General features: G+C 72.3%; 10 protein-coding genes. 4 read left to right on the forward strand and 6 right to left on the reverse strand.

Annotated elements, in window-relative coordinates; genetic code table 11:
• The 3 genes from AC5LSR_RS20325 to AC5LSR_RS20335 all read right to left on the reverse strand — a co-directional run.
• A partial coding sequence (locus tag AC5LSR_RS20325; RefSeq protein ID WP_493468837.1) for an AAA family ATPase occupies positions 1-2391 on the reverse strand: 2391 nt, incomplete at its 3' end.
• Between the two features lie 11 nt (positions 2392-2402).
• Positions 2403-3077: a hypothetical protein gene (locus AC5LSR_RS20330; RefSeq protein WP_250284466.1), complete on the reverse strand. Its 675-nt coding sequence runs from the start codon at positions 3075-3077 to the stop codon at positions 2403-2405.
• 225 nt (positions 3078-3302) lie between these two features.
• Positions 3303-5984, reverse strand: a complete 2682-nt coding sequence (locus AC5LSR_RS20335) for a sensor domain-containing protein (RefSeq protein ID WP_493468838.1) — start codon at positions 5982-5984, stop codon at positions 3303-3305.
• 122 nt (positions 5985-6106) lie between these two features.
• On the opposite strand from AC5LSR_RS20335, the gene AC5LSR_RS20340 reads away from it, so the two are divergent.
• Positions 6107-7039: a DUF5995 family protein gene (locus tag AC5LSR_RS20340; RefSeq protein ID WP_445548517.1), complete on the forward strand. Its 933-nt coding sequence runs from the start codon at positions 6107-6109 to the stop codon at positions 7037-7039.
• Positions 7040-7289: 250 nt separating this feature from the next.
• Positions 7290-7613 (forward strand): hypothetical protein, encoded by a 324-nt coding sequence (locus AC5LSR_RS20345; protein ID WP_250284460.1) that lies wholly within the window; start codon positions 7290-7292, stop codon positions 7611-7613.
• Here the strand turns inward: AC5LSR_RS20345 and AC5LSR_RS20350 are convergent.
• The 3 genes from AC5LSR_RS20350 to moaA are packed head-to-tail and all read right to left on the reverse strand — an operon-like array spanning position 7610 to position 9542.
• A complete protein-coding gene (locus AC5LSR_RS20350; RefSeq protein ID WP_250284461.1) occupies positions 7610-7870 on the reverse strand; it encodes a DUF6457 domain-containing protein in 261 nt (86 codons plus the stop codon). The genes AC5LSR_RS20345 and AC5LSR_RS20350 overlap by 4 nt on opposite strands.
• Complete coding sequence (gene mobA, locus AC5LSR_RS20355) at positions 7867-8559, reverse strand: molybdenum cofactor guanylyltransferase (protein WP_250292350.1); 693 nt, start codon at positions 8557-8559, stop codon at positions 7867-7869. Before mobA ends, AC5LSR_RS20350 begins: the two co-directional genes overlap by 4 nt.
• The gene (moaA, locus tag AC5LSR_RS20360) at positions 8556-9542 is read right to left on the reverse strand and encodes a GTP 3',8-cyclase MoaA (RefSeq protein ID WP_250284463.1); all 987 of its coding nucleotides are present in this window, start codon (positions 9540-9542) and stop codon (positions 8556-8558) included. The genes mobA and moaA overlap by 4 nt, the downstream gene beginning before the upstream one ends.
• Before the next feature lie 323 nt (positions 9543-9865).
• Here moaA and ppgK point away from each other — a divergent pair, with 323 nt between their 5' ends.
• Entirely contained in the window at positions 9866-10690 is an 825-nt protein-coding gene (gene ppgK, locus AC5LSR_RS20365; protein WP_493465518.1) for a polyphosphate--glucose phosphotransferase, read from the forward strand.
• A gap of 318 nt (positions 10691-11008) precedes the next feature.
• A partial coding sequence (gene sepH, locus AC5LSR_RS20370) for a septation protein SepH (protein ID WP_493468839.1) occupies positions 11009-11745 on the forward strand: 737 nt, incomplete at its 3' end.

An 11745-nucleotide genomic window follows, 5' to 3' on the forward strand; every position in this document is an offset into this window, starting at 1 on the left:
GGCGGGCGGCGGGCCCTCGGAGGCCGGGGTGGCCGCGGCCCTGCCGGTGAGGTCCGGCAGCCGCAGCTGCTCGACGCGCTGGCCGCGGTGCGCCAGCACCGCGCTGGAGTGGTACTCCTCGGCGAGGGCGAGGAAGTTCGGCTCGTGGTAGCGACGCCCGTCCACGGTGGGGCCGGGCGTGCCCTCCATGATCGCTTCCACGTCCTCGCCGGTGATGGTCTTGTTCGTCTCCAGCGCGTGGGTGACCGCGAGGATCTCCCGGCGGTTGGCCTCCAGGATCGTCTCGGTGCGCACGTAGAGCTCCTGGAGCTTGGTCTCCACCTCCTCGACGAACCCGCCACCGAGGTAGCCGGGGCTGCTGCCCGAATAGGCCGGGTTGCTGCCCAGGCCCGAGGCCAGCGCGGGACGCGAGGTCAGCGTGGTGCCCATGGCGTGCCGGCCGATGCTGCGGGCGACCAGTTCGGTGGCGGCGTGCAGGTCCCCGCCGACGCCCTGGGTGTGGTCGCCCTCGAAGAACATCCGCTCGCCCACGATGGAGGCGAGGAAGGTCATCACGTCGATCTCGACCTCGGAGCGCCAGTCGACGAACCTGTCCTCCAGCGGCACCGGGGCCACGAAGCCGCCGGTGTCCCCCCGGCGCTCGATGGTCGCCATGTCGATCGCCATGTGCTTCTGCAGCCGGTACATGACCACCGCATGGCAGGCCTCGTGCAGGGCGACGCTGTGCCGCTCCCGCTCGACGTACTCGTGGTCGTCGGGCAGGCCGTGCTCCTTGATCGCCTTGGCCTTGAGCAGGTCCGGCCAGGTGACGACATCCCGGTCCGACTTGATCGCCTGGATCAGCGCCTCGTTGACCATGTCCTTGATGCTCGCGCCGGTGGCGTACGGGCTCATCACGGCGAGCCGCTCCACCTGCTCGGGCGCCACGTTGTGGTGGACCTTGGACAGGTAGCCGTGGAAGGTCCGCACCCGGCCCTCCTTGCTGGGGTAGCCGACCTTGTAGATGCGGTCGATGCGGCCGGGCCGCAGCAGCGCCTCGTCCAGGGACTGCGGCATGTTGGTCGCCATCATGATCATGATGCGGTACTTCGGCGGCGGCTTCGGCCGCATCCCCAGGGCGCGGCGGACGACCCGGTTGAGGAAGCCGCGGGGCTTCTTCAGGCCTGATATCTCGGTCAGCAGCGCCTGCAGCGTCCCGTCGAAACTCGACTGGCCACCACCGCCGCCGCCGGGGACGACGAACTGGGCCTCGGCGAGCTGCCGGCGGCTGCCGTGGCTGGCGTAGGCCAGCCCGTTGCACGAGGAGTGCGCCAAGCCGGCAGACCCGAGGGCGGAGGTACCGGCCGGCCCGAAGAGAGGGACGTCGGCCATGCCCGCCGGGGCCGCCCGCCCGAAGTCGCCGGCGAGCTGGCCGCGGTTGCCCAGGGTGTCGGCCTCGTCGAAGAAAACGATCACACCGCCGTAGCGGAGGGCCAGCTTGCGCAGCTTGCGGAACAGGCCCTTGACCTTCATCACGCCGACGCCGAAGAACATCGCCCGGAACGCCCCGGGGTCGACGAAGACGTAGGGCTTGCCGGTCTCGCCGGCGACCGCCTCCGCGATCAGGGTCTTGCCGGTGCCCGGCGGGCCCCACAGCAGGATGCCGCCCGGCACGTAACCGCCCCGGCTCTCGATCTCCTCGGGCTTCTCCAGGTGGAAGACCGCCTCCTTGACCCGGGACAGGACGTGGTCCTGGCCCCAGACGTCGGTGAACCTGGTCTTGATGTCCTCCGGGAAGTAGACGTCCACACCGCCGCGGGAGAGGAACCAGAAGATCGCCACGAACTGGCCGATGGCGATCGCCATGAACAGGACGAGCTGGAGCACGAGCGGCATCGCGCCCCAGATGTCACCGGGGAGGGCGACGACGGCGTTGAAGATCGAGTCGTCCCGGATCCGGGCGTAGACGAAGGCGGCGACCGCGAGGGTCGCCACCCACTTCAGGGCCCGGCTCATCCGGTAGCGGTTCCAGTCGTTGAACCGCAGCAGGCGACGCTCGAAGCGGCCGAAGACCCGGTCCGTCCAGAAGACGTAGTAGGCCGAGAACCGTTCGCCGATGAACATGTGCACCTGGCGGACGATCTCGACCGCGAACAGCGCGACCAGCCACCAGCTGGTCAACGCCTGCTCGCGCAGGGCGTCGGAGAAGGCCATGATCGGGTTGTCCGACATGGCCGCGGCCACCACGAACGCGAACAGCGCCACGATCAGGAGGAGGAACTTCACCCTGTCCCACAGGACCAGCCGCTTGCGTACCGGCCCGGACTGCCGCGGCGGAGGGTCGACGGGAGCGATCTGGAACGGCTGCGAGGGCGGCTGCACAGGCTGCTGCGCGGACGAGGTCTGATTCATGGTCTTCAATCTCAGGTGATCGGCTTGATCGTGAACGATGTCTGAACCTGGTTGATCTGCGCACCGTGCTTGTCGTAGCACCAGGCGGAGCAGGCGAACACGAGCTGGTAGAGCATCGTCTGATCCCGGTCGAAAAGACTGGTCTGGTCGATGGTGACCAGACCGGTGTCCACCCGGAGCTGGTAGATCAGATGGACGCCGTGCACACCGCCGTCCTTGCGGACGGCCTCGTCGGTCAGTAGCAGGAAGTGCGGCGCCAGCCGGGCACCCTCGGGATCCCGCCGGATCTCCTCGGTCTGCTCCCGTTCGGCGTCGTCGATGGAGATGAGCAGGTTACGCAGGTCGTTGGTGGACAGCGTGGCCGCTTCCTCCGGCAGGAGCTGGCGGACCTGGACGAACCCCTTCGGCTCCGGGGCGTCCGGGAGCAGCAGGTTCTTGTCGTCGAACTTCGCCGCCGCGTCGATCCCCACCACCCACTCGCGGGAGGCGAGCACCCGGGCGGCGTCGGGAGAGACGTTGCGGGCGTCTATCCCGACGAAGGCCGGCCCGAGCATGGGCTGGTGCTGCCAGGAGCTGGGAATCTTGAGAAACGTGCCCGCGCCCTTGTTCGTCACGTACTCGTAGCGACCGGAGCCGCACCCGGCGAGAACGACGATGGCCGCCAGGAGCGCGGACACGACAGGCATGGCGCGCCCCAGCGGCGTACGACTTCCCCTGCCCACGGCCGACCTCCAGAATGTAGTGAGGCTGAGCCTATGGTGCAGCACAGCACGCCGGCGTGACACCTTGTCCGGGAAAGCAGTGTCCGGGAAAGCAGCGCGCACGCGTCGGCATCGGCACCAGCGCCAGCACCAGGACAACTCGCCCCCCGTCCCCCCTGGCCTCGTCCTGCGCCCAGGCCTGCGGCCATGCTAGGCCGCGAGATCCGCGGGCGGCACCGGGTGGCCGAGATAGAAGCCCTGCCCCTCGTCGCACCCCAGATCGCGCAACAGGCTACAGACCTCACGCGACTCGATACCCTCGGCGACCACGCGCAGATCAAGATTATGGGCGAGATCGATGATCGACCGGACGATCGAGAAGTCCTTGGTGCGATGCGCCACATTCACCACGAACGATTTGTCGATCTTGAGGTCGTGCACGGGAAGATCGCGCAGATAGGCCAGCGACGAGTACCCCGTCCCGAAATCGTCCACCGAGATCCTGATCCCCTCGCCGCGTAACCGGGTGATGACGCTCATCGCGTTGCGCGTGTTCACCATGACCGCGCTCTCGGTGAGCTCGAGCTCGAGCGCCCGCGGCGGCAGGCCGGTGCGGTCCAGCTCCGCCCGCACGGTCGAGATCAGCTCCGCGTCATGCAGCATCCGGGCGGAGACGTTCACCGCCACCGGCAGCAGCCGGCCGGCGTCCCACCAGGACCGTGCCTGGTCGAGCGCGAGCATGAGCACCCGGCGGGTCAGCGGCTTGACCAGGTTGCTCTGCTCGGCGAAGGGGACGAAACGGCCCGGCTCGACCAGCCCGTGGGCCGGGTGCTGCCAGCGCACCAGCGCCTCGACCGCCGTGGTCCGCCCGGTACGCAGGTCCACCTTGGGCTGGTAGTGCAGGACGAGCTGGCCGCCGGCGATCGCCGAGCGCAGGCCGCCGAGCAGCTCGAGGCGCTCCCGGCGGTTCTGGTCGGCGTCCGGGGCGTAGACGGCGACGCCGAGGGAGAGCTGCTTCGCCCGGTACATGGCCACGTCCGCGCAGCGCACCAGCGTCCCGGGATCACGCCCGTCGTCGGGAGCAAGCGTGATCCCGATGCTGCCGTCCACGTGCAGGGGCAGGGAGCCGACGTCGATGCGCTCGGCCAGCGCCGCCCGGATGGAGCCCGCGGCCGCCAGCGCGTCGGCGGCACCCCCCGGTGCCGACGGGAGCAGGATGGCGAACTCGTCCCCGCCGAGGCGGGCGACCGTGTCACTGGGCCGGGTGGCCCGGCCCAGCCGGACGGCGACCTCGCGCAGCACGTCGTCGCCCACGTTGTGGCCCAGCGTGTCGTTGATCTCCTTGAACCGGTCGAGGTCCATCAGCAGCAGCGCGAGCCGGCCGCCGTCCCGCTCGATCTCCCCCAGCGCCCTGGAGATCCTGTCGTGCAGGAGGATCCGGTTGGCCAGGCCGGTCAGCGGGTCGTGCAGGGCCTGGCGGCGGACCTTCCGCTCGGCGTTGTGCCGTTCGATCGCCGCGGCCAGCACGTTGGCGACCGACTGGACGAAGTCCGCCTCGTCCGCGGCAAATTCCCGTGGATGCGTCGTGTACGCCACCAGGACGCCGAAGCTACGGCCAGCAGCTCCGATACGGGCGGCGACACCGGCGATCTGACCAACTCCGCCGGAGGCCCCGCCGAAGCCGTCGCCGAAGACGTCACCGAAGACGTCGGAGGTGCCCGGCAGCGACACGCCCAGGGGTGTCACGCCGTGGTCGACGACCACCGGGCTGTCCGCGGCCAGCACCCTCGCGATGACCGAGCCGTGCTGCGCGACGGGTCCCAGCACCTCGCAGTACGGCACGCCCAGGGTGTCGCACACGACCTCGGCGGCCTCCCGGCGCAGGCTGCCGACCGTCGTCCCGACGAGCGCGCGCTGGCCGAGGCAGGCGACGGCCGCCTGCCGCCGTTCGGCCTGCCGCAGGTCCGTGACATCCTGCAGCACCACCGCCAGCAGGTCCTGGGACTCCCCGGCCTCGGGGATCACCGACACCCGCAGCGCCCGTTCCCGCGGGTACCCGGCGGTCACTGGCCCGGCAGCCGCTGGGCCGGCGGCCACTGGCCCAGCGGTCACTGGCCCGGCGGCCAGGCTCAGGTAGGCGTGCTGCGGCTGCTCGGTCCGGATCGCCGTCGCGACCAGCCCCCACTCGCCATCCAGAGCGGCCGCGCCGGTGCGCGGCCGCAGCAGCCCGGCCAGCCGCTCCAGCGGGTCACCGGCCCGCAGCCGGCCACCGGTCAGGCGGTCCACGACCGGCGACGCGCGGCGGATCCGGCGCGCGCGGTCGACGAGCAGGATCCCCATCGGGAGATCGTCGACCGGGGCGCCGTCGGCGACGAGCTCCAGCAGCGCCGTGTGCTCGCCGACCGTCTCGGCGTCGAGGTGGCCGCGGGTCACGTCAATGATCGTTCCCAGGTTGCCCACGACCCGGCCGTCCAGGCCGCGCAGCAGGCTGGCGCGGATCTCGACGCGGCGGTAGGAGCCGCCCCTGGTCCGATAGCGGGTCACGTGGTGGCAGTGGCCGGCACCGCCGGCCACCACCGCCATGAACAGCGCCACCGTGTGGTCGCGCTCGTCCGGGTGCACGTAGTCGAGGAAGTGCTTCCCCAGGGTGGTCTCGACCTCGAAGCCGGTCACCACCGTCCACGCGGGGTTGAGATAGGTCCAGCGGCCCTGGGCGTCGGTCCGGAAGACGATCTCGGGCAGCCTGTCGAGGATGTCCCGGGCGGCACCGTCCGCGGCGGCCGGCGGGCTCGCGCCCGCGAGGCCCTCGGCACCGGCAGGGCCCGCCGCCGTCGGATCGTCCTCGGCCGGGCCGCGATGAGCGGGTTCGCCGCCAGCACCCTGACGATACAACGAACTGCGCAGCGTAGCCATCTCACGCGAAGTGTGACCATTGGAGGACATGGCGCAGCAGTATCGCGACTCATCCCGCGATTGTAAATACTTCGAGTAGTCATAAGGCTACTATGAGACCCATGAGTCGGCTACGCACCGCAATCATTATATCTCTGACGGCCGGCTTATCGATCATTGCCATACCCGCTCGGGCGACCGTGCCGACCGGCCAGGCCGTGACACCGGCCACCTACGCCTGGGCGCGACAGGCGGAGACGGCGTTCCCGCCACCCTGCGCGACCGGCTCGGCAACGTGCACGGACGCTGTAATAACTACGATGCGTAATCGACTGCGGCCACTGGAAGACCACTGCGACCCCCGCGCGCTCTTCGCCCTGGTCTACCTGCGGACGACCGAGGCTTTCCGCGACGCGGCCGCCACACCGGGCTACTTCGCCGACCCCGCCTGGGTTCGCGCCGAGGCCGCGCTGTTCGCCGAGTACTACTTCCGGGCGTTCGACGGATGGGCCGACGGCAGGCCGGCCGGGGTGCCACCGGTGTGGCGGACCGCCTTCGCCACGGCATCGACACCCACCCCCGGCGATCCCGCCGGCAGCCCCGCCGGCGGCCTGGTGCTCAGCATGCACGCGCACATCACCCGCGACCTCCCGTTCGTCCTCGCCGCCATGGGCCTCACCGGCCCGGACGGCAGCAGCCACAAGGGCGACCACGACCGGATCAACGAGATCCTGGCGAAGGTGGCGGTGTCCCTGCTCACGCAGCCGGGGAGCCCGCTGGGCTCGCTGCCGGACGAGATCGCGGACCGGCTCGGCACCGACCGCGAAGCCCTCGTCCCGACGCTGGTCGCCGCCCGGGAGAACGCCTGGCGGGACGCCGAGCGGCTGGTCGCCGCCCGCGACGGCCGGGAACGCACGGTGATCGCGTGGACGATCGAGGCCCGTGCCGAGGCAGGTGCCCAGGGGCTGCGGCCGCTGTTCACCGACGTGCCCGTGCCGGCGTCCACCACGTCCTGTGCCACGTCCCGTCCCGCCTGCTCCCCCGCGGGGGGATGACACACATCGGCTCCGACGCGGGCCGGGTCGGCTCCTGCCTGCTCCCCCGCGGGGGGATGACACCTCGTCCACCGGCGGCCGGCCGTCGCAGCCGCCCGGCGGACGGGCTGCCCGGCCACGGCGGACGGGCCGGGCTTTGGCGGGTTCGTCCGCGAGAGGCACACTTGAGCTCGTGGCGCACTACCGACATGGTCGAAAGGTCCCGGCGCTGCCACCCGCGCAACGCCACGCGATCGGAGCGTGCACGGTCGTGGCAGTGTTCGCCGTCGTGGCGCTGACCGCGTGGCGGCCGGCGCTCTTCGCGCTGCCGGGATTCGCGCTGATCCTCGCGCTCGGCGGGCTGGACCGAGTGATCGTCACCGCCCGGGGCCGGTCACCAGCGCCGGACCAGGCCCGGACCGGTCCCCTCGGCCTTGCCGCGCCCGGCGCCGCCGGCCCCGGCCCCAACGTCGACGCCGACATGGCCACGACGGTGCTGCCGCGCCTGTCAGCGGTGGACGACCCGTTCACCATGCAGACGATGGTCATCGACATGCGCGGGCTGCTGGAGGACAACCCGGCCTGGATGCGCTAAGCGTCCTGGCCGTCGCCGTCCGCGCGGGCCGTGACGAGGGCGAGCACCTTGTCGATGGCCAGCCGGACCGCCTGTGGATCACCGCCGGCACGGCCGGCCGCCAGACCGACAAGGAAGGCGGTCAGCGGAGCCGCGGGCCGTGCCACGGCGTGGGCCACCTCTCGGGCGAGGCCGAGAACCTCCTGGACGTCGAGGATCCCGGGGTCGAGGCCGAGCGCGCCGGCCGCGTCGACCACCCAGTCGTCAAGAGAACTCACCGGTCCATCCTGGCCCAGCGGCGCGCCCGCTCGACATCCGCGGGCCGGTCGCAGTCCAGCGTGGCACGCGCGTCGGCGGGCAGCACCCGCGCCGGCAGACCGGCCAGGACGGATCGCATCGGAACGCCAGCGGTGACCACGGGTAACCGGGCACGCAGCGCCGACGTCCGCCACACGCCGGTGAGGTACTGCCGGCGGCCCGCCGGGTCGGCCAGCAGGGCGCCCTGCACCACGCCACCGCGCCGATCACACTGGTCACCGTCGCGGCCAGCACTATGGGCATGATCAGCACCCTGGGCATGGCCAGCGCCATGGGCACCGCCCTGGGCATCGTCGTCGACGGCCCGCACGAGCGCGTCGAGGGCACCCGCCGTCACGAACGGGAGATCGGCGGCAAGCACCGCCACCAACGGCGCGCCCACCAGCCCGAGGCCGGCGGCCAGGGCCGCGACCGGTCCCCCGCCGGGCGGCCGTTCCCGGGTCCAGACGATATGCCGCGACACCGCGACCGGGCGCCGGGGGCCGACCACGACCACCTGCCGGGCGTCGTCCACCGCGGCCAGGACGCGTTCGAGCAGGGTCTGGTCACCGATGGTCAGCGCCGGTTTGTCCGCCCCGCCGAGCCTGCGGGCCAGGCCGCCGGCGAGCACCACCGCGTCCCAGCCCGTCCCGGCCCGGCCGCCGGTCATCCGCCGATCGCCGACATCGGCCGCGCCGGCTGGGTGAACGCCGGCTGGTCGATGCCGTGCCCGGCCCGTTTGCCCCGGACCGCCCGCGCCCACAGCGCCGCCAGGTGCGCGTCGTCGGCCCCGGCCCGCAGCGGGGTACGCAGGTCGGTCTCCTCCCGGGCGAACAGGCAGGACCGGACCTGCCCGTCAGCGGTGAGCCGGACCCGGTCGCAGGTGGCGCAGAAGGGCGCGGTCACCGAACCGACCAGCCCCACCGTGCCCGGCCCGCCGTCGACGGTGAACAGTTCGGCGGGCGCGCTGCCCCGGCCGGGCAGCGGCGTGAGGACGAACTCGCCACGCAGCCCGGCGAGGATCTCCGCGCCGGTGACCATGGCGGCCCGGTCCCAGGAGTGCTGGGGGTCGAGCGGCATCTGCTCGATGAAGCGCAGCTGGTAGCCCTGTCGCAGGCACCACCGCAGCAGGTCGGGCGCCTCGTCGTCGTTGACGCCGCGCAGCAGCACCGCGTTGACCTTCACCGGTGCCAGCCCGGCGGCGGCCGCGGCGGCCAGCCCCGCCCGCGCGTCGGCGAGCCGGTCCCGGCGGGTCAGCGCCTGGTAGCGGTCGGTGCGCAGGGTGTCGAGGGAGACGTTCACCCGGTCCAGGCCCGCCGCGCGCAACGCCGGGGCCATGCTCACGAGCGCGATGCCGTTGGTCGTCATCGACAGCCGGGGACGGGGGCGCAGCCGCGCCAGCCGGCCGACGAGGCCGGCCAGGCCCGGCCGCAGCGTCGGCTCGCCGCCGGTGAGCCTGACCTCGTCGACACCGAGCCTGGTCACCGCGATCCGCACCAGCCGGACGATCTCGTCGTCGGTCAGGATCTCCGCCCGCGGCAGCCAGGCCAGGCCTTCGGCGGGCATGCAGTAGGAACACCGCAGGTTGCAGCGATCGGTCAGCGAAACCCGGAGATCAGTGGCCACCCGGCCATGGGAATCGCTCAGGCGCACCCATCCAGCTTAGCCCGGCCGCGTGGACGCCGGCCCGAAGCGCTCCGGAGATGATCCTCCCTACCGCCGCCGGCCGGCCGCCGCGGCGGAATGCGCCCCCGAATATCGGTGTCACACCCGGATAGGCCGACGAGGTGTGCGGATCTATGGTGGAGTGGGCACGGGGGTGGCACGCAGGGCCTGGCACACACGTCGCTGGCACGGCGGTGCCAGCGGTGCCAGCGGTGCCAGCGACGGCACGGCGCAGCACTGTGCGCGCCGCGCATGGTGGATACCGCGTCAGAGATATCGGCGGCCGGTGGTAACAGGAGGACACAGGCGACATGCAGGTCTTCGGTGTCGACATCGGCGGTACCGGTATCAAGGGTGCACCCGTCGACATCGACGAGGGAACACTCACCGCGCCCCGCTTCCGGCTGCCCACACCGCAGCCGGCGCAACCGGCGGCCATCACCAAGACCGTCGCGGAGGTCGTGGCGCACTTCGGCTGGACGGGCCCGGTCGGGGCCGCTTTTCCCGCCGTCATCAAGGGCGGCGCGGCCAGGACCGCGGCCAACATCGACCCGGTCTGGGTGGGCACCGACGTCGCGGCGGCCCTGGGATCGGCGCTGCCGGGCAGCCCGGGCGGGGTGGCCGTGGTCAACGACGCCGATGCCGCGGGCGTCGCCGAGATGGCCTTCGGAGCCGGCCGGGACGTCGGCGGCGTCGTGATCATGACGACTTTCGGCACCGGTATCGGCACGGCGGTGTTCCTGCACGGGCAGCTCGTTCCCAACACCGAGCTCGGCCATCTGGAGATCGGTGGGCGCGACGCGGAGACGAGGGCGTCCGAGGGGGCCCGCGAACGCGACGATCTTTCCTGGGAGAAGTGGGCGAAGCGCGTCACCCGCTATCTGAACGCGCTTGAGGCGCTGCTGTGGCCGGATCTCATCATCATCGGCGGCGGCGCCAGCCGAAAAACTGATCGTTTTCTCGACTACCTCGAGGTGAACACGAAGGTCGTCGCGGCGCAGCTGCAGAACGAGGCCGGAATCGTCGGCGCGGCCCTGGTCGCCGGTGCCGGCGACCAGGGCCGGCCGAAGGCGACGGCCCGGCCCGCGCGCCGGCGCCCGCCCGCCACCAGGCCTCCCGGCGGCCGTCGCCCCTGAAAGGCGCCCACGGGCGCCTTGGCCGGCTGAAAGGCGTCCCACGGGCGCCACCGTCGAAATGTAGCCCGCGGCGCCCGTTTCTCTCCAAAAAGTGGCCCCGCGGCTACCGTCGTCTCCAGAAGTGGGTAGTGTCGCCATACCGGCAACTCCGGCAGAGCGTGTCGACTCGGCGAGGTGGGACACCACAGGCGCACCGATGGCAAGGTGTGGTTGTAGGCATGAACGGTGGGTTCTCGGCAGCCCAGGCACCTATCGTCACCTACCTGTCGTCACCGAACGCGCTGTGGCAGACTCGGACCACGCCGATGAGGAGGCGCCATGCGTGAGCTGCGAGCGGTCGCGCTCAGCGAGGACGGCGGCTACCTCGTGCTCGCCGACGCCGCCGGCGGGCCCGACGCGGAGAAGTTCCGGGTGCCGGTCGACGACCGGCTGCGGGCCACGTTGCGCGGCGCGCGGCGCAGCGAGGTACGCCAGGAAAGCGCGCTGACCCCCCGCGAGATCCAGGCCCGGCTGCGGGCCGGTGAGACCACCGCGGAGGTCGCGCGGGTCGCCGGCATCGCGGTCGAGCGGGTGGAACGCTACGAGGGCCCGGTGCTCGCCGAACGGGCCCGGGTGGTGCAGGAGGCGCGGGCCGCCCTGCTGCCGAAGGATCCCGGCGGCGCACCCGGCCGTCCCCTCGGCGAGGTGGTGGACGCGCGGCTGCAGGCCGCGCAGGACGACCCGGAGAACGCGCAGTGGGACGCCTGGCGCCGGGTGGACGGGATCTGGCTGGTCCAGCTCACCTCGGAGAGCCGCTGCGCCCGCTGGACCTGGGATCCGGTGGTGCGCCGCGTCCGCCCGCACGACGACGCGGCCCGGGCGCTGGTGGCGCCGGAGGCCCCGGCCGAGCCCGCCGCCCCGCCGCCGCCGCAGCCGGTCTTCACCCGGCCGCTCGCCCCCGCGCTGACGCTGGTCCAGGAGCCCGCCGCCGGGTACGAGGTGCCGCTGCCCCCGCAGCCGGTGGACAACGCCTCGCTACCGGTGTCGCTGCCCACGGTGGCGGCCGTGCCGGCGCC

The sequence above is a fragment of the Protofrankia sp. CiP1_Cm_nod4 genome, assembly GCF_982290645.1.

Excerpts from the sequence above, each read along its gene's own strand:
- AC5LSR_RS20340 (WP_445548517.1), top strand. The coding sequence starts at position 6,107 with ATGAGTCGGCTACGCACCGCAATCATTATATCTCTGACGGCCGGCTTA.
- mobA (WP_250292350.1), bottom strand. The coding sequence starts at position 8,559 with ATGACCGGCGGCCGGGCCGGGACGGGCTGGGACGCGGTGGTGCTCGCC.
- AC5LSR_RS20330 (WP_250284466.1), bottom strand. The coding sequence starts at position 3,077 with ATGCCTGTCGTGTCCGCGCTCCTGGCGGCCATCGTCGTTCTCGCCGGG.
- ppgK (WP_493465518.1), top strand. The coding sequence starts at position 9,866 with ATGCAGGTCTTCGGTGTCGACATCGGCGGTACCGGTATCAAGGGTGCA.